Below are 23199 nucleotides of genomic sequence, written 5' to 3'. Positions count from 1 at the left end.
CGATGACGACCGCCCCGACCTCCCGTACGCCCGAGACCCCCGCCTCGGAACCACCGGACCGCCCCGGCGTCAGCCGCCGCCGCCTCATCGGCTGGGTGCTTGCGAGCGGCACCCTGGCCGTCGCCGCCGACCTGTCGAGCGGCGCCCCGAGCGCGTCCGCCGCGGTGCCGAGCCCCCCGCAGGTGCCCGAGATCTTCGACCTCGGTGACCTGCAGACCAACTCGGCCCTGCCGACCTCGCAGCTCATCCGGATCGACCTCGACGAGGACGGCGTCGCCCACTTCGCGATCCCGCGGATGGAGGTCGGCCAGGGCATCACGACGGCCGCGGCGATGATCATCGCCGAGGAGCTCGACCTGCCCGTCGACCGCGTCCGCGTCACCCTCGCGCCGGCGCGGCCCGAGCTCGTCTTCAACCAGCTGACCGGCGGCTCGAACACGATGCAGTCGATGTTCACGCCGATCCGCGTCGCGGCCGCCACCGCCCGCGGCGCGCTCCTGCGGGCCGCCGCCACCGAGCTCGGCGCGCAGCTCTCGGCCCTCACGACGAAGGCCGGCGTCGTCACCGGACCGACCGGCGCCACGCTCACCTACGGGCAGCTGTCGACGCTCGCCGCGAGCACGGAGGACGTCGCGGTCGAGGTCTCGCTGACGCCCCGCCGCGAGTTCTCGGTCATCGGCACCTCGCACGGCCGCGACGACGCCGTCGCCGCCGTGACCGGCCGCAAGCAGTTCACGATGGACCTCTTCGTGGAGGGCGCGCTGCCGACGATGGTGTGCCGCCCGCCGACGCTCAACGGCTCGCCGCGCGCGGTCCGCAACCTCGCGACGGTGAAGGCGATGCCGGGTGTGACCGACGTCGTCACCGTCGACACCGGTGTCGCCGTCCGGGCCGCGACCTTCGGCCAGTGCATCGACGCCGTCCGCGCGCTCGACGTGCAGTGGAACGGCGGGCCGGTCGACGGCGAGGACGACGAGTCCATCCTCGCCGAGCTGCGCCGGGCCGAGCTGCCGATGGTCGTCCCGAAGGTGCCGGTGCTCGCGAGCACCCTGGACCTGCGGGTGGAGTTCATGTTCCGCAGCAGCGCTGCGCTGGAGCCGAACTGCGCCATCGCCGACGTCCGTCGGGACCGCGCCACCGTGTGGGCCGGCCTCAAGGCGCCGCTCGTGGCGCAGCGCAACGTGGCCCGCGCGGTCGGCCTGCCGATCTCGAAGGTCACCGTCAACGTCGTCACCGGCGGAGGGTCGTTCGGGCACAAGCTGTTCGGTGACGCCGCCATCGAGGCCGCCAAGATCTCCAAGGCGATGGGCAAGCCGGTCAAGCTCATGTGGCACCGCGCCGACGAGCCGCGCCAGGGGCGCACGCACCCGATGGCGACCTCGCGGGTGCGGGCGACGATGCTGGCCGGCCAGGTCCTCACCTTCGAGCAGCGGCACACCAGCGTCGTCACCGACTTCGGCCACGGGCTGGGGGAGCGGCTCACCGCCCTCGCGGCCGAGCTGCCGGCCAACCTCGGCGGGCTCAGCCTCTCGCAGTCGATCTTCACGCTGACCCAGGAGCTGCCCTACGACTTCGGCGTCGTCACGCAGCTGCTCAACGAGGTCGACACCCGGTTCAACACCGGCAGCATGCGCAACATCTACAGCCCGGACGTCGCGACCGCCAACGAGCTGGCCGTCGACCAGATCGCCAAGCGCTTCGGCAAGGACCCCTACTCCTTCCGGATGTCGTTCCTGCGCAACGCGAAGGCCAAGCGCTGCCTCCAGGCGGTCGCGAAGGCCGGCGGGTGGGGTCGCGCGCTGCCGAAGGGCGTGACCCAGGGCATCGCCGTCCACACCGAGTACAAGGGTGCGACGGCGGTGCTCGTCGAGCTCGACACGCGGCCCGCGACCGTCAACCGGAAGATCCGCGACGCCGTCACCGGCCCGCGCGTCACGAAGGCGGTCATCGCGGTCGACGCCGGGCTCGTCGTCAACCCGCGCGGGCTCGAGGCGCAGATGATGGGCGGCGTCGCCGACGGCATCGCCCTCGCCCTCACGAGCAGCAACCACCTGCAGGACGGCCACTTCCTCGAGGCGAGCTGGGACAACTACTTCTACACGCGGCAGTGGAACGTCCCGCCCGAGTTCCGGTGCATCGTCATGCCCTCCGACGAGGAGCTGCCCGGCGGCGCCGGTGAGGCCGGCGTCGCGGCCTCGGTGGCCGCGGTCGCGTGCGCCTACGCCCGGGCGACCGGCAAGGTCCCGACCCGCTTCCCCGTCAACCACGGGACGGTCTCCTTCACCCCGAAGAGCTTCGTCCCGTCCGTGCCCGAGTCGCCGACCGACGGCCTGTCGTACACCTCCTGAGGAGCCAGCCATGCCCCAGCACACCTTCCTCGTCAACGGCGAGCGGGTCACGGTCGACGTGGCCGACGACGTCCGCCTCCTCTGGGTCCTCCGGGACGTCCTGCGCCTCACCGGGCCCAAGTACGGGTGCGGCATCAACGTCTGCAAGGCGTGCACGTCGCACGTCAACGGCAAGGCGTTCAACCCCTGCTCGGTCCGGGTCGGCGACCTCGCGCCCGACGACGAGGTGACGACCATCGAGGGCCTCGCCGACACCGTCGACGCCGACCTGCACCCGATGCAGCAGGCGTGGGTCGACCACGACGTCGCGCAGTGCGGCTACTGCCAGCCCGGCCAGATCATGGCCGCGGTGGCGCTCGTGCGCCGCGTCCGGGCTGAGGGCCGCGCCATCACCGACGCCGACCTCGACGGCATCCGCAACATCTGCCGCTGCGGCACCTACACCCGCATCCGGGAGGCGATCCGGGACGGCGCCGAGCGGATGTGACGACCCGCCGCGGGTCGTGCCGTCACGAGGGGGCGGCGCGACCCGCGGTCACTCGTCGAGCGCCTTGTGCAGGGCGATGCACGCCGTGACGGCCTCGTCGCCCTCGAGCGCGCTCGCCCAGCTGACCTCCACCCCGGCGCGCAGCAGCGTCCAGGCGCGTGCCTCGTCCGGGTCGAGGCCCGCGGCCTCGGCCACGACCTCGAGCCGTCGGCGCACCGACCAGCGGAAGGCCGAGCCGGTGCCCATCTCCGCGAACCGGTTGCGCAGCACCGGCCAGAGGTCGAAGCCGGGGTGCCCCGCGACCGGCTTGGGGTCGATCGCCGTCCAGCCCTCCTGCGGGTGGAGCAGCACGTTCTCGTAGTGCAGGTCGGTGTGCAGGAGGAGCTCCGGCGCCCCCGGCAGGAGGTCGCGCGCGAGCCCGAGCGTGCGCGTGACGAGGCGCCGCGGGACGGCGGGTCGTGAGGCCATCCGCTCCAGGTGCGGCTCGAGGTAGGCGGCGATGCGCGGGACCTGCGGCGGGGCCGGCACGTGGAGGCGCCGCAGCAGCCCGCCGACGACGGCGCAGGCCTCCTCGTCCCACGCGTCCGTCAGGTCGGTGCGCTCGAGCCGGTCGAGGAGCAGCAGGCCGTCGGACGGCAGGGCCGCGACGAGGCGCACCGCGCCCTCCCCGCCCCACGTGCGCAGGGCGAGGTGCTCGTGCGTGCCCTCGGGGTGCGGCCAGCCGACCTTGAGCGCGAGGCGCTCGGTGCCGCGGCGAACGGGCAGGACGAGGGCCGTCCACCCGGTGCCCGCCGGTCCGTCGTCGAGGACGAGATCCCACCGCTCCAGCGCCTGCGTGACGAGCCGGGGGACGGTCGCCAGCCAGTCCTCCCCGGTCGGGCCGCCGTCCGCCGGGTAGGTGACGACCCGAGCCGCCCATTCCGGGGGCAGCTCGACGGTCACGTGAGCCCCGGGAACGGCACGAGGGACCCGCCCCACCGGTGCACCTCGACCTCGACGCCACCGAGCCAGCGGGCCGCGCCCGCGAGACCGGTCGGCGCGTCGGTCGCGAGGAGCGCGGGCAGGGCCGCGCCGAGCGACGAGCGCAGGTCGGTCGTGGCCCGTGCGACGAGCCGGTCCACGTCGGCCCCGGTCTCGACGGCGAAGGGCAGCGGGTACCCGAGGGCCGGCGGGGGCTGGCCCGGGCGCGCGGCGTCGTCGCACAGGGCGCGCAGCACGCCGAGGGTGACGACGGCCCGCTCGCGCCGGGCGCCGGCGGAGCGCGCGGCCGCGACCTCGAGCAGGTAGCAGGCCCTCCGGAGGGCGGACACCGCGTCCGTGGGGCCGGTCCCGGCCGGCGGGTCCCCCGCCGGCCGGGCCGGCTCGCCGAGCAGGGCCGCCGCCGCGACGCGCTGCGCGTGCAGCGCCGCGAGGCTCGGCAGCAGCTCGGCGGGAGCCGCCGCGAACGACGACGCCGCCGCCGCGGCCGCCGACTCCCGGGCGGCGACGTCGGACCGCAGCCCCTGCGCGTCGGTCGTCGAGGAGGGGGAGGGGGAGGGGGTCGGGTCGAGGGCGTCCGCGGGCACGCCGGCCCGCAGCAGCGTCGTGCGCAGCACGGTCACCTGTCGCCGGTGGGCGGTCGCGAGGTCCGTGCCGAGGTCGTCGCCGAGCGCGGACGCGTCGGCGGCGAGGACCGCGGTGTCGCGGACGAGGGCCGCCATCAGGTCCTTCGCCGGGAGGGGACGACGGGTGGGCACGAGGGGCAGGCGTGGGGCGTCGTCCTCGAGGCGGACGCCGCACCCCGTGAGCGCGCCCAGGAGGACGGTCCCGGTGCCGGCGAGCAGCAGGCGCCGCCCCGGACGCCGGGGGTCGTCGGCCGGCACCGCGCCATCATGCCACGGTGCGAGCACGCGTCGCGGGGCCCTAGAGTGGTGCCCCCGGCGCGAGCCGGGACGAGAACTGCACAGGGAGAGGAGACCGGCGTCATGGCCACCGCGGACAGCGTCCGACCCGTCCTCGAGGAGGGCCTGGCCGGAGCCGGCCTCGTCCTCGAGGACGTCACCGTCACGCCGGCCGGCAAGCGCCGCGTCGTGCGCGTCCTCATCGAGCGCGACCTCGGCGACGTCGACCGCGTCACCGAGCCGACCACCCCCCTCTCCCTCGACGAGGTCGCCGACGCCACCCGCGCCGTCAGCGAGGCCCTCGACACCAGCGACGTGATGGGGGAGCAGCCCTACACCCTCGAGGTCTCCTCCGCCGGGGTCGGTCGCCCGCTCACCCTGCCGCGCCACTTCCAGCGCAACGTCGGCCGCCTCGTCACCGCCCGGACCGCCGACGGCGAGACCACCGGACGACTCGTGGCCGCCGACCGCGCGGGCCTCGTGCTCGAGGTCCCCGCCACCGCCAAGACCCCCGCCCGCACCGTCCCGCTGGCCTACCCCGACCTCGACCACGCCGCCGTGCAGGTCGAGTTCTCGCGCCGCGACGACGACCCGAAGGAGAGCTGACCCGTGGACATCGACCTCGCCGCCCTGCGCGCCCTGGAGCGCGAGCGCGGCATCTCGCTGGACATCATCGTCCCCGCCATCGAGCAGGCCCTGCTGCTGGCCTACCAGCGCACCGACGGGCACTACCGCTCCGCGCGCGCCGAGCTGGACCGCAAGACGGGCCACGTCGTCATCTGGGCGCGCGAGGAGCACGAGGTCCCGGCGCCCGAGGGCGAGGTCGACGAGGAGGGCAACCCCGCCCGCCCGCGCCGCGAGCTCGGCCCGGAGTTCGACGACACCCCGACCGGCTTCGGCCGCGTCGCGGCGTCGACGGCCCGCCAGGTCATCGTCCAGCGGATGCGCGACATCGAGGACGACGCGATCCTCGGCGACTTCAAGGGCCGCGAGGGCGACATCGTCGCCGGCGTCGTCCAGCAGAGCCCGAACCCGCAGCACGTGCTCGTCGACTTCGGCACCATCGAGGGCATCCTCCCGCTCGCCGAGCAGGTGCCCGGCGAGACCTACCAGCACGGCCAGCGGCTGCGCACCTTCGTCGTCTCGGTCAAGCGCGGCCCCCGCGGCCCGCAGATCGGGCTCTCGCGCACCCACCCCAACCTCGTCCGCAAGCTCTTCGCGCTCGAGGTGCCCGAGATCGCCGACGGCAGCGTCGAGATCGCGGCCCTGGCCCGCGAGGCGGGGCACCGCACGAAGATCGCCGTGCACTCGACCGTCCCCGGCCTCAACGCCAAGGGCGCCTGCATCGGCCCGATGGGCGCCCGCGTCCGCGCCGTCATGGCCGAGCTCCAGGGCGAGAAGATCGACATCGTCGACTGGAGCAAGGACCCCTCGTCCTTCATCGCCTCGGCCCTGTCGCCGGCGCGCGTGCAGTCGGTCGAGGTCGTCGACCCGACGCTGCGCGCCGCGCGCGTCGTCGTCCCCGACTACCAGCTCTCGCTGGCCATCGGCCGCGAGGGGCAGAACGCCCGTCTCGCGGCCAAGCTGACCGGCTGGCGGATCGACATCCGGCCCGACACCGACGCCGGCCGCGGGGGGTCCACGGGTGCCCGCGACACGCCCGGGCCCGCATAGGCGGTAGACTGGTGCGAACCGACCGGACTGGACTCCGGACGTCGGGGTCCGTGCGCACGTGCATCGGGTGCCGGGGGACGGATAGCCGGTCGGCACTCCTGCGAGTGGTACTCGGGCAGGCGGAGCAGGGCCCCACGGTCCTCCCCGACCCCGGGCGCCGTCGCCCGGGACGCGGCGCCTGGCTGCACCCGAGCGTCTCGTGTCTCGACCTCGCCGTCCGTCGGAGGGCGTTCGGGCGCGCACTGCGAGCCGGTGCCGCCCCGGACACCACCGAGGTGCGGGCCTGGGTCGAGGGCCTCGAGCAGGAGTGACCGTCAGATGCACGACAGAACCGGAAGCGGGTTTGAACGCAATGAGCACCCGATGAGTCCTCAGCGATGAGCACCCCCCAGCTGTAACGACGGTCCGCGCCGCCCCGGCACGGACCTGGACAGGAGAGATGTGTCTAAAGTCCGTGTGAGCGCACTTGCGAAGGAGCGCGGGGAGACCAGCAAGGTCGTCCTCGAGCGCCTCAACGAGATGGGCGAGTACGTCAAGAGCGCCAGCTCGACGATCGAGGCGCCGGTGGTCCGGCGCTACAACGAGCGGTTCCCCGTCGAGGCCGCGGCCCCGAAGGCCGCCGCCGAGGCGCCCGCCCCCAAGGCCCCCGCCGCCCCGGCGGCTCCGGCCGCTCCCGCCGCCCCGGCGGCCCCCCAGCAGCCTGCCGCCGCGGCCCCGTCCGCGCCGGCTCCGGCCACCCCCGGCCCGAAGGCCCCCGCGGCCCCGGCCACCCCGGCTCCGGCCGCCCCGGCCCCGGCGGCGCCCGCCGCCGCGGCGCCGTCCGCGCCGGCTCCGGCGACGCCCGGCCCGAAGGCCCCGGCCCCCAAGGCCCCGGCCCCGGCGGCCCCCGCCGCACCGGCGCCCGCCGCTCCCTCCGCCCCCGCGGCGCGCGAGGGTGGCTCCGCCGGCCCGCGTCCGGGCGGTCCCCGCCCGTCGGGCCCGCGCCCGGGCAACAACCCGTACGCCCCGAGCCAGGGGATGGGCCGCAGCCGCGAGTCCGCCCCGCGCCCGGGCAACAACCCCTTCGCCCCGAGCCAGGGCATGCCCCGTCCGCAGAACCGCCCCGGCGGTCCGCGTCCGGGTGCCCCGGCGGGCACCGGCGGCCCCCGTCCCGGTGGCGCGCGTCCCAGCCCCGGCATGATGCCCGACCGCAGCGCGGTCGCACGCCCCGGCGAGCGTCCGGCCCGCGGCGGCGGTCGTCCGGGTGCCGGTGGCGCCGGCCGTCCCGGTGGTGGCGGTGGCTTCGCCGGCCGTCCGGGTGGTCCCGGCGGTCGCGGTGGCCGCGGCAGCACCCAGGGTGCGTTCGGCCGCGGTGGCGGTCGTCCGGGCCGCGCCCGCAAGTCCAAGCGCGCCAAGCGCGCCGAGTTCGAGCAGATGCAGGCGCCGTCGATCGGCGGCGTCAGCGTCCCCCGCGGCGACGGCTCGACCGTCATCCAGATCCGCCAGGGCGCGAGCATCAGCGACTTCGCGGACAAGATCAACGCCAACCCCGGTGCGCTCGTCACCGTGCTGTTCCACCTCGGTGAGATGGCCACGGCGACCCAGAGCCTCGACGAGGACACCTTCAAGGTCCTCGGCACCGAGCTCGGCTACGACATCCGGATGGTCTCGCCGGAGGAGGAGGAGCGCGAGCTCTACGACTCCTTCAGCATCGACCTGGAGTTCGGCATCGACTCGGAGGACGACGAGGACCTCGAGGCCCGTCCGCCGGTCGTCACCGTCGTCGGCCACGTCGACCACGGCAAGACGCGCCTGCTCGACGCCATCCGCAACGAGGACGTCGCGGGCGGCGAGGCCGGTGGCATCACGCAGCACATCGGTGCCTACCAGATCCACCGCGAGCACGAGGGCGTCGACCGTCCGATCACCTTCATCGACACCCCGGGTCACGAGGCGTTCACCGCCATGCGTGCCCGTGGTGCGAAGGTCACCGACATCGCGATCCTCGTGGTGGCGGCGGACGACGGCGTCATGCCGCAGACCATCGAGGCGCTCAACCACATGCAGGCGGCCGACGTGCCGATCGTCGTCGCGGTCAACAAGATCGACGTCGACGGCGCGAACCCGAGCAAGATCCGCCAGCAGCTGACCGAGTACAACCTCGTGGCCGAGGAGTACGGCGGCGAGACGATGTTCGTCGACGTCTCCGCGAAGCAGGGGCAGAACATCGACAGCCTCCTCGAGGCCGTCCTGCTCACCGCGGACGCCGCGCTCGACCTGCGGGCCAACCCCGACCGCGACGCCCGTGGTGTCGCGATCGAGGCCAACCTCGACAAGGGTCGCGGTGCGACGGCCACCGTCCTCATCCAGTCCGGCACCCTCAACGTCGGTGACGCGATCGTCGCCGGCTCGGCCCACGGCCGCGTCCGCGCCATGCTCGACGAGCACGGCCAGAACGTCTCGGAGGCGACCCCGTCGCGTCCGGTCCAGGTGCTCGGCCTCTCCTCGGTCCCGCGGGCCGGCGACACCTTCGTCGTCGCCCCCGACGACCGCACCGCGCGCCAGATCGCCGAGAAGCGCGAGGCCGCCGACCGCCAGGCCAGCCTGGCCAAGGCCCGCAAGCGCATCTCGCTCGAGGACCTCAACGAGGCCCTCGCGGCGGGCAAGGTCGACACCCTCAACCTCATCCTCAAGGGTGACGTGTCGGGTTCGGTCGAGGCGCTCGAGGACGCCCTGCTGCAGATCGACGTGGGCGACGAGGTCGACCTGCGGATCATCGACCGCGGCGTCGGCGCGATCACGCTGAACAACATCAACCTGGCGATGGCGTCCAACGCGATCATCATCGGCTTCAACGTGCGGGCCGAGGGCCAGAACGCCGAGGTCGCCGAGCGCGAGGGCGTCGAGATCCGGTACTACCCGGTCATCTACCAGGCGATCGACGAGATCGAGCAGGCCCTCAAGGGCATGCTCAAGCCGGAGTTCGAGGAGGTCGAGCTCGGTTCGGCGGAGATCCGCGAGATCTTCCGCTCGAGCAAGTTCGGCAACATCGCCGGCTCGATCGTCCGCAGCGGCGAGATCAGGCGTGGGACGAAGGCCCGCATCACCCGCAACGGTGTGGTCGTGGCCGAGAACGTCGAGGTGGCCGGTCTGCGCCGGTTCAAGGACGACGTCACCGAGGTCCGCGAGGGCTTCGAGTGCGGCATCAACCTCGGGTCCTACAACGACCTCCAGCTCGAGGACCTCATCACCACCTACGAGATGCGGGAGAAGCCGCGCGCCTGACGCATCGAGTGAACAGAACACGCCGTGTGCCCTCCGGGGCGCACGGCGTGTCCTGTTCCCTCGACGGGTGGGGGGACGGGGTCAGGTGAGCATCGCCTGGCCGAGCAGCTCGCCGGGCCGCGCTCCCGGCAGGACGGCGAAGACGGCCGAGCCGACCGGCGTCGTCCAGAGGTTGAGCAGGTCCATCTCGGCGAGCCGACGCTGGACCGGCACGAGCTGGCGCACGGGGTCGGCCTGGTACGCGACGAAGACCAGCCCGGTGCTGCTCGCGGCGCCGGTGCCGTCGTCGTAGGAGTAGGGCCGGCGCAGGAACCGCTCGTGCGGGGCGCTCGCGTGCGCCCGGCGCAGGTGCGCCGCGTCGTCGATGCGGTGGAAGCCGAGCTCGTCGACGGCCGTGAGGTCGGCCGGGGCGTCGACGCCCCCTCCGGTCACCGGCGCGCCGGTGTCGAGCCGGCGGCCGACCGCGTTCTCGCGCGAGAGCCGGTCGGCGCGGTCCCAGGCGTCGAGGTCCATCGCGATGCGGCGCACGACGACCGACGAGCCCCCGCGCAGCCACGCCGGTCTGTCGTCCCCGACCCACAGCAGGTCGGCGTCGAGCCCCGTGACGTCGGGCTGCACGGTGCCGTCGACCTGGCCGAGGAGGTTGCGCATCGGCAGCCCCGGCCCCTCGAACGGCTCGCGGAACCCGCGCTGCACCCAGCGCACGCGCGCGAGGTCGGTGACCGCGGCGGTGAGGCGGCGCTGGGCATGGGCGACCGTCGTCGGGCTCGCGGCGCACACCTGGAGCAGGAGGTCGCCCCCGCTCCAGCGCTCCTCGAGCCGGTCGATCTGCGGGAAGTCCGGCAGCGGCGCGAGCCACGTCGGCACCGGTGCCCCCGCGAGGCGGACGACCCTCGGGCCCACGGCGACCGTCACCGTGAGGGACGCGGGGACGGCCGCGAGCTCGGGCTCGAGGTCGGTCAGCGGCCCGCGGCCGCCGACCAGCCGCTCGACGTCGTCGGTCCACACGGTGAGCAGGCGCTCGACGGCGCCGCGGTCGGCGCCCGCCAGCAGGTCGAGCGCGACGAAGGCGGCGTACGGCGGCGGGGCCTCGAGGATGCCGGCCTGGTGCGCCCCGCGGAACCCGCGCGCGACGGCACGGGCACGGACCAGGCGGTCGTCGACGACCGGCGTCGACCGCTCGCGGGCCACGGCGGCGCCGGCGCCGGTGACGACACCGGCGCCGGCTCCCGCGAGCCCGGAGAGGAGGACGGCCCGGCGGCGCGGTCGTGCGCCGCCGGCCCCGTCGGTGGTCCCGGACCCGTCGGTCACGACGCGGGGGAGGGCGCGTAGGACTCCTCGGCGCCCGAGAAGGCGCGCACCGGCACGGTGAGGGTGACCTCGCCCGCGGACGTCGTCAGCGTCACGCTCGCCCGCGAGCCGTTGGGCACCGGGCCGGTGAGGTCCATGAGCATCACGTGGTTCGCCCCCGGCTCGAGGACGAACGTGCCGCCGGCCGGGATGGTGAAGCCGCCCTGCTTCTGCTGCATCTGCATGGCGCCGGTGTCGGTCTTGACGGTCTCGTGCAGCTCGACCTTCCCGGCGAGCGGAGAGCTCCCGCCGGTGACGGTGAGGGCGGAGCCGCTCGTGTTCCTCAGCGTGCCGAACATGGCCGTCATCGGCATCGACATGTCCATGCCGTCCATGCCGTCCATGCCGCCGGAGGGGCTCGCGGAGGACATGTCCATCGGCGAGGCCGTCGCGGACGGTGACATCGACGCCATCGGTGACATCTCGCTCGCGTCGACGGCCTTGACCCAGCCGTCCTCGACGGTCAGCGGGGTCGCGGAGGGGGAGGAGCCGGTCTCGCCGGCGGTGTCGGTGCCGCAGCCGGCCACCCCGAGGGTGACGGCGGCGAGCACGGCGGTGAGGGCGACCCGGCGGGTCGCGGAAAGGGTACGGGACATGGGTGTCTCTTCCTGGCTGCGGGCGCGCGCACGCGCGCCCGGTCGGGCTCGTCGGGTGGCTGTGGTGGCGGGCCGGCCGGAGGAGGATGGACACCGACCGGCCCGGAGCCGGCCCGGGGGATGGGGCGAGCCGGCTCAGGAGAGGCCGAGAGGTGGCGCTCGGCCCCCCACCGGACGCGGCGTGCGCCCGAGGGGCCGGACGGCCACGAGGGGCACGGCGAACCGCGGGACGAGGGGGGAGCGCAGCGGCGCCGCGGCCGGGGGCAGCAGCGCGGAGACCACGTGCCAGAGGGCGTCCTCGGCACGGGCGAGCAGGAGGGTGAGCGCGAGCGTCGCCACGACGTGGGCGAGGAGCATCCGCGGCTCGAGGTGGGTCATCGACGGCATGGCGGCGCCGGCGCCCGGCAGCGTCGCGCCGTGGTGGTGCGCCGCGGTGCCGGTGCCGTGGCCGGGGGCCATCGAGAGCAACCCGAGGTGGACGACGACCTGGGCGGAGGCCAGCACGCCGAGCACCCCGGCGGTGCGCAGGCGGCGCCCCGCCACGAGCCACAGGGCCGGGCCGAGCACGAGCGCGAGGACGACGAAGGCGGCCGCCCCCGGGGCCTGCCCGCCACCGAGCTGGTGGGCGCCGGCCGAGACCCCGAGCACCGCGAGGGTGGCCGTGGCCGCACGCGCGGCACGCACCACCGGGGCCCCTGCGGTCGCCATGGCGACGATGGTAGCCCCGGGGCGGTCGGGGGCGCTGCGGGTCACTAGGGTTGGGGACGCCCCGCGAGGGGCCGAGACCCCACCCAGCCCGAGGAGGACCCGTGGCCGACGAAGCACGCGCCCGCAAGGTCGCCGACCGCATCAAGACGCTGACCGCCGCGAACCTCGAGTCCATCGTCAAGGACCCCGACCTCGGGTTCGTCACCGTCACCGACGTCCGCGTGACCGGCGACCTCCAGCACGCCTCGCTCTTCTACACCGTCTTCGGTGACGAGGCCCAGCGCGAGACGACCGCCCGGCTGCTCGAGGAGAGCAAGGGCCGGCTGCGCTCCTTCGTCGGCAAGCAGCTCGGCATCCGCCTCACCCCGAGCCTCGAGTGGATCGCCGACGCGATCCCCGAGACCGCGGCGCACCTCGAGGACCTGCTCAAGGAGGCCCGCGAGCGCGACGCGCAGGTCGCGGCCGCGGCCGCCGCCGCGACCTACGCCGGTGAGGCCGACCCCTACCGCAAGCCCGAGGCGGACGAGGACGACGACACCGACGACACCGACGAGGGGCCCCGGGACGAGGCGTCGGGTGCGCTCGAGCGCTGAGCCCGCGCCCGACGGCCTCCTCGTCGTCGACAAGCCGCAGGACTGGACGAGCCACGACGTCGTCGCCCGCAGCCGGCGCCTGTGCGCCACCCGCAAGGTCGGCCACGCCGGCACCCTCGACCCGATGGCGACCGGCGTGCTCGTCCTCGGCGTCGGCCGGGCCACCCGCCTGCTGACCCACCTCGTCGGCGCCGACAAGGACTACACCGCGACCGTGCGCCTCGGCCAGGGCACGCTGACCGACGACGCCGAGGGCGAGGTGACGATGGCGCCCGGCGCCGGGTCCCTGGACCGCGCCGCCGTGGAGGCCGCCGTCGTGGGCCTGACCGGCGCCGTCGAGCAGGTCCCGAGCGCCGTCAGCGCCATCAAGGTCGACGGGAGGCGTTCCTACCACCGGGTGCGCTCGGGGGAGGACGTGCAGCTGCCGGCGCGGCCGGTCACGGTGTCGCGCTTCGTCGTCGTCGAGGCCCGGGCGGGCACGGCGCCCGACGGCACCGCCGTGCTCGACGTCGACGTCGAGGTCACGGTCTCCTCCGGCACCTACGTGCGGGCCCTCGCGCGCGACCTCGGTGCCGCGCTCGGCAGCGCCGGCCACCTCACCGCACTGCGCCGCACCCGCGTCGGCGGACTGACCCTGGCCGACGCCCACCCGCTCGCGGACCTCGAGGCGCGCCAGGGCGAGCCGATGCCGGTCCTTCCGCTGGCCGAGGCCGCTCGGGCCACGTTCCCCTCGCGGTCCCTCGACGCCGACGAGGCCCGCGCCCTCGGCTACGGCCAGCGCATCCCTTCGCTCAGCCCGGGCCGCACGGGCCCGGTCGCGGCGTTCGCCCCGGACGGCACGCTCGTCGCCCTGCTCGACGAGGCGCGCCCCACCGCGCGGTCCCTCGTCACCTTCGCCCCCGCGAGTTCGTAGAGTGTCACCCGTGCACCGATGGAGCGACCCCGCCGCCACGCCCGAGGCCCTGCGCCCCTGCGTGCTCACGCTCGGCAACTTCGACGGCGTGCACCGCGGCCACAAGGCGGTGATCTCGGCCCTCGTCGAGGCCGGCGCCCGGCTCGGCCTGCCCTCGGTCGCCATCACCTTCGACCCGCACCCGGTGGCGGTCCTGCACCCCGAGCGCGCCCCCGAGCTCATCGCCCCCGGCCGGGTGCGTGACGACCTCATCGCCGACACCGGCGTCGACGGCCTGCTCGTCCTCGACTTCACGACCGAGTTCGCGCAGCAGACGCCCGAGGACTTCGTGCGCTCCGTGTTCGTCCGCGGCCTCGACGCCCGCTGCGTCGTCGTCGGGATGGACACCCGCTTCGGCTACCGCAACGCCGGCGACGTCGGCACCCTCGTCGACCTCGGGGAGCAGTTCGGCTTCGAGGTCATCGCGCTCGACGACGTCGGCGACGGCGAGCGCTTCAGCTCGACCGTCATCCGGCGCGAGCTCGGCGAGGGCCGCGTCGCCGAGGCCTCGCGCATCCTCGGCCGTCCGCACCGGGTCGTCGGCGAGGTCGTGCACGGCAACCACCGGGGCCGCGGCCTCGGGTACCCGACGGCCAACCTCTCGCCCGACTCCCTCGGGCTCGTGCCCGCCGAGGGCGTCTACGCCGGCTGGCTGACCCGGCTCGACGTGCCCGACGACGCCCCGGACCGCACCATGCCGGCCGCCGTGAGCGTCGGCACCAACCCCACCTTCGACACCGGCGACCGGCGCACCGTCGAGGCGTACGTCCTCGACCGCGACGACCTCGACCTCTACGACGAGACCGTCATGGTCGAGTTCGTCGAGCACATCCGCCCGACGCTGCGCTTCGAGAGCGTCGAGGAGCTCAAGGACGCGATGGCGGGGGACGTCGAGCGGTGCCGCGAGGTCCTCGCCAACATCGTCCCCGCCTGAGCGGCGTCCCGGCCGTGCGCCGGGACGGCCGGGCGGCGGGTCACGACGTCGGGCTCTTCGTCGCCGCCGGCGGGGCATCGCTCGTCGGCGCGCTGCTCGTCTGGTCGGCCACCGTCCGCACCGCCGGGTCCGCCTACCTCGTGCGACACCTCGTCACGGCGGCCGTCGGGCTGGCGCTGGCGGTGCTCGTCGCGCGGGCCGGGCGGGGACGGCTGCGCGTCGCGGCGCCGTGGACGTGGGGAGCGGCCGTCGTCCTCCTGCTGCTCGTCCCGACCCCGCTCGGCACGACGGTCAACGGCGCCCGCTCCTGGATCCCGCTCGTCGGCGGCTTCACCCTCCAGCCGGCCGAGCTCGCCAAGGTCGGGATCGTGCTGGCCCTCGCCGCCGTCCTCACCCCGTGGCCCTCGCGCGGCGCGCCGCCCGGGGGCCGGGAGGTCGGGCTCGCCGTGCTCGTCCTCGCGGTGCCCGTCGGACTCGTGGCGCTCCAGCCGGACCTCGGGAGCGCGGTCGTCCTCACCGCCGTCGGCGTCGTCGTGGTGGTCGTCGCCGGGCTGCGGCTGCGCTGGGTCGCGCTGCTCGGGGTGGCCGCCCTGGGGCTCGGCGTCGCCGCCTGGACGACGCCGCTGCTCTCGGGCTACCAGCGGGCGCGGCTGCTCACCTTCCTCGACCCGTCCGCCGACCCACTCGGCGCCGGCTACCAGGTGGGCCAGGTCCGCCTCGCCGTCGCCGGGGGCGGCCTGTGGGGGCAGGGGTTCATGGAGGGACCTCGCACCCAGGGCGGGTTCGTGCCCTTCCAGCTCAACGACTTCGTGTTCTCGGTGGCGGGGGAGGAGCTCGGGTTCGTCGGGGCGGCCGGCCTCGTCGTGCTGCTCGGGGTGCTCGTCGTCCGGGTGCTCGTCGTCGCCGCGCGCTGCGAGGAGCCCTTCGGCCGCCTCGTCGGGGTCGGCGTCGCGACGTGGCTGGCGGTCCAGGTGGTCCAGAACGTCGGGATGAACCTCGGTCTCCTGCCGGTCACCGGGCTGCCGCTGCCCTTCGTCTCCTACGGCGGCTCGTCGATGCTCGCCTCGTGGCTCGCGGTCGGGCTCGTCGACGCCGCGCAGGGCGGCTCGCGCGCGCCGTGAGAAGGAAAGTGACCCGCCGGTAACGAACCCGTTCCCTCCGGGCGGCTCGTGTGACAGGATTCTGCGACCACGCCACCGATGCCGAGGACGATGCACCATGCACCGGGTGACCCCGCAGATCCACAGCCCCGCCGACGAGCCCGTGGACCACGCGGTCCTGGAGCACCGTGCCCGCAGCGTCGCGCACCTGTTCCGCGACCGGGTCGCCGCCTCCGGCGACCGGCCGGCCTTCCTCCACGCCAAGGTGTCCGAGGCGGGTGACGAGTGGCTGACGACCTCGTGGCGCGAGCTCGACGTCGTCGTGCGCGAGCTCGGCGCCGGGCTGGTCGCGCTCGGGGTCGAGCCCGAGGACCGCGTGGCCATCGCCTCCGGCACCCGCTACGAGTGGGCCCTCGCCGACCTCGCGGTCATGGTCGCGGGCGCCGCGACGACGACCATCTACCCGACGACGATCGCTGACGACGTCGCCTTCATCCTCGCCGACTCCGGCACGCGGGTCGTGTTCGCGGAGAACACCGAGCAGCTCGAGAAGCTGCGCTCGGTGCGTGAGCGGACGCCGGGCGTCGGCCGTGTGGTCCTCATGGAGGGGAGTGCGGACGGCGACGACTGGACGCTCACCTTCGACGAGCTGCGGCAGCTGGGTCGGGAGTACCTCGAGGGCGACCCGGGTGCGGTCGACGCGCGCATCGACGCGCTGACCCCGGACCGGCTCGCGACGATCATCTACACCTCGGGCACGACCGGCCGCCCCAAGGGGGTGCGCCTGCTGCACAGCGCCTGGACCTACGAGGGCGCCGCGACCGAGGCCATCGACATCCTCACCGAGGACGACGTCCAGTACCTCTGGCTGCCGCTCGCGCACGTCTTCGGCAAGAACCTGCTGACCCTGCCGCTGCAGATCGGCTTCGCGACGGCCATCGACGGGCGGATCGACAAGATCGTCGACAACCTCGCGGTCGTCAAGCCGACCTTCATGGGCGCCGCGCCGCGCATCTTCGAGAAGGCGTACGCGCGCATCCAGATGATGATGGAGGCCGAGGGCGGCCTCAAGCTCAAGCTCTTCCGGGCGGCGTCCGCGACCGGCCGCGAGGTGAGCATCCTGCGCGAGCAGGGCAAGCAGCCCTCCGGCCTGCTGGCGCGCAAGCACGCCCTGCTCGACAAGCTCGTCGCGAGCAAGATCCGCGAGCGCTTCGGCGGCAACATCCGCTTCTTCATCTCCGGCTCCGCGGCGCTCAACCAGGACGTCGCGCGCTGGTTCGACGCGATGGGGATGCTCATCGCCGAGGGCTACGGGATGACCGAGACGAGCGCCGCGTCGTTCGTCAACCGCACCCGGGCCTACCGGTACGGCACGGTCGGCTGGCCGCTGCCCGGCATCGAGGTGCGCATCGCCGAGGACGGCGAGGTGCTGCTGCGCGGCCCGGGCAACATGGAGGGGTACCACAACAACCCCGACGCCACGGCCGAGACCATCGACCCCGACGGCTGGCTGCACACCGGCGACATCGGCGAGCTCGACGAACGCGGCTTCCTGCGGATCACCGACCGCAAGAAGGACCTCTTCAAGACCAGCGGCGGCAAGTACGTCGCGCCGGCGGTCATCGAGTCCACCTTCAAGGGGCTGTGCCCGTACGCCAGCCAGCTCATCGTCCACGGCGCCGACCGCAACTTCGTCTCCGCGCTCATCACGCTCGACCCGGACGCCATCGCCGGCTGGGCCGCGCAGAACGGGATGGAGGGCGCCTCCTACCGCGACGTCGTCACCTCCGACGCCTGCCGCGAGATGGTCCAGGGCTACGTCGACCAGCTGAACGCCGGCCTCAACCGGTGGGAGACGATCAAGAAGTTCACCATCCTCGAGAGCGACCTCACCGTCGAGCAGGGCGAGCTGACGCCGAGCCTCAAGCTCAAGCGCAAGGTCGTCGCCGAGCGGTACAAGGACGTCCTCGACAGCCACTACTCCGGCTGACCCCTCCCTTCCCCCCTCCTTCCCCCCGGGGGTCCCTCCCTCCTTCCGCACTCGACCCGAGGGATGCGGGGCTCGTCAGCCGCGCTCGCCGACGCCGAGGCGGACCTCGCGGGTCGAGCCGTCGGTGTAGGTGACCGTGGCCGGGGGCGTGGTGTCGAGGGTGGGGTCGTCCGGCGTCACCCCGACCGGGCCGGGCCACCACGCCGCGAGGTGGCCGCCGGCGACGGTCGCGACGACGTCGCCGTGGTCCGGCGTGTGGACGGTGACGGCGGCGACCTGCGGGCCGACGAGCCCGACGAGCACCGAGACCATCCGCCCCGAGGAGCCGCCCGAGCCGCCGCTCGTCACGGCGACCTCGCGCGGCCCCGGGATGGGAGAGCCCGGCCCGTAGCCCATCGAGCCGAACTCGGTGCCCCCGAGGAAGCGGTCCTCGGTGATGCAGGTGGCGTCGAAGCCGCGGTCGTCGCCGAGGACGACGAGGGTCCAGTCGCCCCGCTGCTCGGCGGCGACGACCGGGGCGCGCTCGATCGTGCTGCGGCTGACGCCGGTCGGGTCCGGGCCGTCGCTCCTCAGCGAGTCGACGAGCGAGTCGCGGCAGTCGTCGGCGGCGGCGAGCTGCTCGGGGGTCGTCGGGCGGTGGGGGGTGGCCGTCCACGTGGCGTAGGCGGAGTCGCCGCCGGTGAGCACCTGGGCGCCGACGACCCCGACGACGGCGGTCGCCGCCGCGAGGGCCCCGGTCAGGGCGAGGCGGCGCCCGGTGCGTCGGCGTGGGGCCGGCCGCGGCGGCGCCGGCGCCGGGGGAGCGGCGAGGACCCGCTCGAGGGTGGCGGCGGCGCGGACGCGCTGGGCGTCGTCGAGGTCGTGCGGGGCGGGGTCGAGGGCGGTCAGGGCCGCGCGGGTCGTGGCGTCGATGTCGGAGCGGCTCATGACGGGCTCCCTTCGGGGACGGGTCGGGTTCGGGCGGAACGGGTCTCGACGAGGTCGAGGTGACGGCGCAGGGCGCGTCGGGCGCGGGTGAGTCGCAGCCGGAAGGCGACCGGCGAGATGCCGAGGACGCTCGCGGCCTCCGGCGACGTGAGGTCGTCCCAGTAGGCGAGGGCGAGCACCTCCTGGTCACCGGCCGTCAGGCGCGGCCACGCGGCGACGAGGTCGAGACGGCGGGCGACGAGGTCGGGGTCCTCGCCGCCGAAGGGGCGGCTGCGCCCGGCCTCGTCGGCCAGCCGGACGGCCAGCGCCTCGCGCCGCCGGACGCCGCGCCGGTCGTTGAGCAGCACCCCGCGGGCGACGCCGAAGGCCCAGGCCCGTCCGTCACCGGGGTCGGACGGCAACTCGGCGACCCGCCGCCACAGCACGAGGAAGGTCTCGGCGACGACGTCCTCGGCGTGGGTGGGGTGCACGCGGCGGCTGACGAAGCGCAGGACGTCGGGGTACCACGCCGCGAACGCGGCGCGGAAGCGCTCCTCGTCGCCCGGCGGGGGCTGGTCGCTCGGTGTCTCCATGTCCCCCTCCTGTCCGGCTCCGGCGGCAGTGTGTCACCGTCCGTCACGCCGCCACTCGGAGTCGAGTGCGGAGGTGGCAGCCGGGGCGACCACTTCCGCACTCGAATCCGCTGGACAGAGGGGAGGAGGGGGTGTCAGTCGAGGTCGGCGAGCGCGGTGGAGACGGCGCGGTGGAAGGTCGGGTAGGCGAGCACCTGCTCACGCAGCACCGCGGTCGGCACCTTCGCGTGCACCGCCGTCGCGAGCATCGAGAGGACCTCGCCGCCCATGGGCCCGACGGAGGTCGCGCCGACGAGGTGGCCGGCCGCCCGGTCCTCGACGAGGACGATGACGCCCTCGCCGCCGGGGCCGTGGATCCAGCCGCGCGAGCTCTCGCCGAGCGGTGCCCGCCCGACCCGGACGTCGACCCCGGCGTCGCGCGCCTGCTGCTCGGTCATCCCGACGGCGCCGACCTCGGGGTCGGTGTAGGTGACGCGGGGGACGGCGTGGTAGCTGGCCCACGGCCCGTCCGTGCCCGTGATGTCCCGCACGGCGATGCCCGCCTGGTACATCGACATGTGGGTGAAGGCGCCCTTGCCGGTGATGTCGCCGATGGCCCACAGCTTCTCGCCCGCGCGCATCCGCTCGTCGGTCTCCAGCGAGCGGGCGGCGGGGTCGAGCCCGACGGTCTCGAGGCCGATGTCGTGGAGGTTCGGGCGGCGGCCGGCGGCGACGAGCAGCCGGTCGGCGTCGAGGTCGAGGTCGGTGCCGTCGGCGTCGGTGACCGAGACGGTGAAGCGGCCGTCGGCGTGGGCGACCGACCGGATGGAGGCCCCGGCCAGGACCTGGATGCCGTCGGCCGCGAAGGAGGTGGTGACGACCTCGGAGGCCGCGGGCTCCTCGAGAGCGAGGATGCGCGGCGCCATCTCGACGAGGGAGACGCGCGTGCCGAAGCGCGCGAAGGCCTGCGCGAGCTCGGCACCGATCGCGCCGCCCCCGACGACGACGAGTGAGGCGGGGGCCTCGGTGGCTTTCAGCGCCTCGCGGTTGGTCCAGTACGGGGTGCCGGCCAGGCCCTCGACCGGCGGGGCGGCGGGGGCGGTGCCGGTGTTGAGGACGACGCCGACCGCCGCGACGTACCGGGTGCCGCCGACCTCGACGACGCCCTCGCCCGCGAGCCGCCCGTGCCCCCGCACGAACGTGACCCCGGCGTCCTCGAGGCGCTGCACCGCGACGGTGTCGTCCCAGTCGTCCGTGGCCTCCTCCCGGATACGGCGCGCGACGACCGAGAAGTCGGGGGAGGTGGTCGCGGCGCCGGCCAGCGTCCCGACCCGGTGGGCCTCGGCGAGCGAGTTCGCGGCGCGGATCATCATCTTGCTCGGGATGCACCCGAAGTACGGGCACTCGCCTCCGACGAGGCGTTCGTCGACGCCGACGACGGACAGGCCGGCCTTCGCCGCCTCGGTGGCGACCGACTCACCACCGGGGCCGAGGCCGAGGACGACGAGGTCGACGTGCTGCTCTTCGCTCATGGGGCGAGCCTCGCACGCCCGGCGCCACCTCGACACCCGTCGCGACGCCGGTTTGGGTGCCGCTCGCGCCCGACCTACCCTTGGGGGATGCCCGGTGAGTCCGTCTTCCCCGCCCTCGAGCCGCTGCTCGAGCAGGTGAGCAAGCCCATCCAGTACGTCGGGGGCGAGCTGAACTCGACGGTCAAGCCCTGGGAGGTCGCCGGCGACGCGACCGTCCGCTGGGCGCTCATGTACCCCGACGCGTACGAGGTCGGCGTGCCGAACCAGGGCGTCATGATCCTCTACGAAGTGCTCAACGAGCGCGAGGACGCCCTCGCCGAGCGCACCTACGCCGTCTGGCCCGACCTCGAGGCCCTGATGCGCGAGCACGGCGTCCCGCAGTTCACGGTCGACGCCCACCGGCCGGTCGGCGACTTCGACGTCCTCGGGATGTCGTTCTCGACCGAGCTCGGCTACACGAACATGCTCACCGCGCTCGACCTCGCGGGCATCCCGCTGCACGCCGAGGACCGCGACGAGACCCACCCGGTCGTCCTCGCGGGCGGGCACGCGGCGTTCAACCCCGAGACGGTCGCCGACTTCGTCGACTGCGCCGTCGTCGGCGACGGCGAGGAGGCCGTGCTCGCGGTCACCGACATCATCGGCGACTGGAAGCGCGAGGGTCGCCCGGGCGGCCGCGACGAGCTCCTGATGCGCCTCGCGCGCACCGGCGGCGTCTACGTCCCGCGCTTCTACGACGTCTCGTACCTGCCGGACGGCCGCATCCAGCGCGTCGCCCCCAACCGTCCCGGCGTGCCGTGGCGCGTGTCGAAGCACACCGTCATGGACCTCGACGCCTGGCCCTACCCGAAGCAGCCGCTCGTGCCGCTCGCCGAGTCGGTGCACGAGCGGATGTCGGTCGAGATCTTCCGTGGCTGCACCCGCGGCTGCCGCTTCTGCCAGGCCGGGATGATCACCCGCCCGGTGCGCGAGCGTTCCATCACCGGCATCGGCGAGATGGTCGAGCGCGGCCTGGCCGCGACCGGCTTCGAGGAGGTCGGGCTGCTCTCGCTGTCGAGCGCCGACCACTCCGAGATCGCCGACGTCACCAAGGGCCTGGCCGACCGCTACGAGGGCACGAACACCGGTCTGTCGCTGCCGTCCACGCGCGTCGACGCCTTCAACATCGACCTCGCGAACGAGCTGACCCGCAACGGTCGCCGCTCCGGCCTGACCTTCGCGCCCGAGGGCGGCTCCGAGCGCATCCGCAAGGTCATCAACAAGATGGTCAGCGAGGACGACCTCATCCGCACCGTCGCCGCCGCGTACGGCGCGGGCTGGCGGCAGGTCAAGCTCTACTTCATGTGCGGCCTCCCGACCGAGACCGACGAGGACGTGCTCCAGATCGCCGAGCTCGCCAAGCGGGTCATCGAGACCGGCCGCCAGGTCAGCGGCCGCCGCGACATCCGCTGCACGGTGTCCATCGGAGGCTTCGTGCCCAAGCCGCACACGCCGTTCCAGTGGGCCGCCCAGCTCGGCGCCGACGAGACCGACGCGCGCCTGCAGAAGCTGCGCGACGCCATCCGGTCGGACAAGCAGTTCGGCCGCTCGATCGGGTTCCGGTACCACGACGGCAAGCCGGGCATCGTCGAGGGCCTGCTCTCGCGCGGCGACCGCCGGGTCGGCCGGGTCATCGAGGCCGTGTGGCGCGCCGGCGGCCGGTTCGACGGCTGGTCGGAGCACTTCTCGTACGAGCGGTGGATGGACGCCGCAGAGCGCGAGCTGCCGCCGCAGGGCGTCGACGTCGCCTGGTACACGACCCGCGAGCGCGAGGAGTCGGAGGTCCTGCCGTGGGACCACATCGACTCCGGCCTCGACAAGGAGTGGCTCTGGCAGGACTGGCTCGACGCCGTCGACGAGGTCGAGGTCGACGACTGCCGTTGGACGCCGTGCTTCGACTGCGGCGTCTGCCCGCAGATGAACACCGAGATCGAGATCGGCCCGACCGGCAAGACGCTCCTACCCCTCACCGTCCTCGGCGCCGGTCGCGAGCGGATGGCCGAGGCCGCCCACACCCACTGACGCGAGGATCTGCGTCGTCACGGTGACGGCGCGGATCTTCCGGGACGACGCGGATGCATCCGCGTCCCGAGGGATCTTCCCCGTCATCACGGTGACGGCGCGGAAAGTCCGGAGCTGGGTGCGACAGCGATAACCCCGCACGTGCGGGTTTGGCGCGGGCGCCTGGCGGAGCGGACAGCGATAACCCCGCACGTGCGGGTTTGGCGCGGGCGCCTGGCGGAGCGGACAGCGATAACCCCGCACGTGCGGGTT

At 74.5% G+C, this 23199-nt stretch carries 20 protein-coding genes; 12 read left to right on the top strand and 8 right to left on the bottom strand.

The features are described 5' to 3' along the window. Nucleotides 1-2: 2 nt before the first annotated feature. Both J3473_RS10165 and J3473_RS10160 read left to right on the top strand, forming a co-directional pair. Complete coding sequence (locus J3473_RS10165; RefSeq protein ID WP_207023095.1) at nt 3-2348, top strand: molybdopterin cofactor-binding domain-containing protein; 2346 nt, start codon at nt 3-5, stop codon at nt 2346-2348. A 10-nt stretch (nt 2349-2358) separates the two neighbouring features. Beyond that, a complete protein-coding gene (locus J3473_RS10160) occupies nt 2359-2835 on the top strand; it encodes a (2Fe-2S)-binding protein (protein WP_030528034.1) in 477 nt (158 codons plus the stop codon). Nucleotides 2836-2883: 48 nt separating this feature from the next. On the opposite strand, the gene J3473_RS10155 is transcribed toward J3473_RS10160, so the two are convergent. Both J3473_RS10155 and J3473_RS10150 read right to left on the bottom strand, forming a co-directional pair. Further along, nucleotides 2884-3777: an aminoglycoside phosphotransferase family protein gene (locus J3473_RS10155; protein WP_207023093.1), complete on the bottom strand. Its 894-nt coding sequence runs from the start codon at nt 3775-3777 to the stop codon at nt 2884-2886. Further along, nucleotides 3774-4697: a DUF4439 domain-containing protein gene (locus J3473_RS10150; RefSeq protein WP_207023091.1), complete on the bottom strand. Its 924-nt coding sequence runs from the start codon at nt 4695-4697 to the stop codon at nt 3774-3776. The genes J3473_RS10155 and J3473_RS10150 overlap by 4 nt, the downstream gene beginning before the upstream one ends. A gap of 102 nt (nt 4698-4799) precedes the next feature. Here J3473_RS10150 and rimP point away from each other — a divergent pair, with 102 nt between their 5' ends. The 4 genes from rimP (at nt 4800) to infB (ending at nt 9653) form a co-directional block, all read left to right on the top strand. Further along, nucleotides 4800-5321, top strand: a complete 522-nt coding sequence (gene rimP / locus J3473_RS10145; RefSeq protein ID WP_030528037.1) for a ribosome maturation factor RimP — start codon at nt 4800-4802, stop codon at nt 5319-5321. A 3-nt stretch (nt 5322-5324) separates the two neighbouring features. Next, complete coding sequence (gene nusA, locus J3473_RS10140) at nt 5325-6389, top strand: transcription termination factor NusA (protein ID WP_030528038.1); 1065 nt, start codon at nt 5325-5327, stop codon at nt 6387-6389. 104 nt (nt 6390-6493) lie between these two features. Continuing rightward, nucleotides 6494-6700, top strand: coding sequence for a YlxR family protein (locus J3473_RS10135; RefSeq protein ID WP_242525806.1), 207 nt, complete (start codon nt 6494-6496; stop codon nt 6698-6700). A gap of 130 nt (nt 6701-6830) precedes the next feature. Continuing rightward, on the top strand, nt 6831-9653 hold the full coding sequence (infB, locus tag J3473_RS10130) for a translation initiation factor IF-2 (protein ID WP_207023089.1): 2823 nt from the start codon (nt 6831-6833) through the stop codon (nt 9651-9653). Nucleotides 9654-9734: 81 nt separating this feature from the next. Here the strand turns inward: infB and J3473_RS10125 are convergent, their stop codons facing one another. The 3 genes from J3473_RS10125 to J3473_RS10115 all read right to left on the bottom strand — a co-directional run bounded on the left by J3473_RS10125 (nt 9735) and on the right by J3473_RS10115 (nt 12307). Then, nucleotides 9735-10964 carry a Dyp-type peroxidase gene (locus J3473_RS10125; RefSeq protein WP_207023088.1) on the bottom strand — a complete coding sequence of 410 codons (1230 nt, stop codon included), beginning with the start codon at nt 10962-10964 and terminating at the stop codon, nt 9735-9737. Next, a complete protein-coding gene (locus J3473_RS10120) occupies nt 10961-11599 on the bottom strand; it encodes a copper chaperone PCu(A)C (protein ID WP_207023084.1) in 639 nt (212 codons plus the stop codon). Before J3473_RS10120 ends, J3473_RS10125 begins: the two co-directional genes overlap by 4 nt. A gap of 135 nt (nt 11600-11734) precedes the next feature. Beyond that, entirely contained in the window at nt 11735-12307 is a 573-nt protein-coding gene (locus J3473_RS10115; protein ID WP_207023081.1) for a hypothetical protein, read from the bottom strand. A 101-nt stretch (nt 12308-12408) separates the two neighbouring features. Between J3473_RS10115 and rbfA the strand changes: the two genes are divergently transcribed. The 5 genes from rbfA (at nt 12409) to J3473_RS10090 (ending at nt 17876) form a co-directional block, all read left to right on the top strand. Further along, complete coding sequence (gene rbfA / locus J3473_RS10110) at nt 12409-12900, top strand: 30S ribosome-binding factor RbfA (protein WP_207023078.1); 492 nt, start codon at nt 12409-12411, stop codon at nt 12898-12900. Beyond that, on the top strand, nt 12884-13813 hold the full coding sequence (gene truB, locus J3473_RS10105) for a tRNA pseudouridine(55) synthase TruB (RefSeq protein ID WP_207023075.1): 930 nt from the start codon (nt 12884-12886) through the stop codon (nt 13811-13813). The genes rbfA and truB overlap by 17 nt, the downstream gene beginning before the upstream one ends. A gap of 10 nt (nt 13814-13823) precedes the next feature. Continuing rightward, a complete protein-coding gene (locus tag J3473_RS10100) occupies nt 13824-14786 on the top strand; it encodes a bifunctional riboflavin kinase/FAD synthetase (RefSeq protein ID WP_242525805.1) in 963 nt (320 codons plus the stop codon). Nucleotides 14787-14800: 14 nt separating this feature from the next. Then, a complete protein-coding gene (locus J3473_RS10095) occupies nt 14801-15907 on the top strand; it encodes an FtsW/RodA/SpoVE family cell cycle protein (protein WP_242525804.1) in 1107 nt (368 codons plus the stop codon). A gap of 97 nt (nt 15908-16004) precedes the next feature. Then, nucleotides 16005-17876 carry a long-chain fatty acid--CoA ligase gene (locus J3473_RS10090; protein ID WP_207023072.1) on the top strand — a complete coding sequence of 624 codons (1872 nt, stop codon included), beginning with the start codon at nt 16005-16007 and terminating at the stop codon, nt 17874-17876. Nucleotides 17877-17951: 75 nt separating this feature from the next. Here J3473_RS10090 and J3473_RS10085 read toward each other — a convergent pair whose 3' ends face one another. From J3473_RS10085 to J3473_RS10075, 3 genes are all read right to left on the bottom strand, one after another. Next, nucleotides 17952-18803, bottom strand: a complete 852-nt coding sequence (locus tag J3473_RS10085; protein ID WP_207023070.1) for a hypothetical protein — start codon at nt 18801-18803, stop codon at nt 17952-17954. Beyond that, entirely contained in the window at nt 18800-19375 is a 576-nt protein-coding gene (locus J3473_RS10080; RefSeq protein ID WP_207023069.1) for an RNA polymerase sigma factor, read from the bottom strand. The genes J3473_RS10085 and J3473_RS10080 overlap by 4 nt, the downstream gene beginning before the upstream one ends. Nucleotides 19376-19509: 134 nt before the next feature. Further along, entirely contained in the window at nt 19510-20886 is a 1377-nt protein-coding gene (locus tag J3473_RS10075) for an NAD(P)/FAD-dependent oxidoreductase (protein ID WP_207023067.1), read from the bottom strand. Between the two features lie 87 nt (nt 20887-20973). Here J3473_RS10075 and J3473_RS10070 point away from each other — a divergent pair, with 87 nt between their 5' ends. Next, the gene (locus J3473_RS10070) at nt 20974-22947 is read left to right on the top strand and encodes a TIGR03960 family B12-binding radical SAM protein (RefSeq protein ID WP_207023065.1); all 1974 of its coding nucleotides are present in this window, start codon (nt 20974-20976) and stop codon (nt 22945-22947) included. The last annotated feature ends 252 nt before the right edge of the window (nt 22948-23199 follow it).

It is taken from the genome of Phycicoccus sp. DTK01 (genome assembly GCF_017312765.1).
GTDB classification, from domain to species: Bacteria; Actinomycetota; Actinomycetes; order Actinomycetales; family Dermatophilaceae; genus Phycicoccus; species Phycicoccus jejuensis.
Note: the sequence above shows the minus strand (reverse complement) of the source record. Positions and strands in the feature narration are given on the sequence as shown.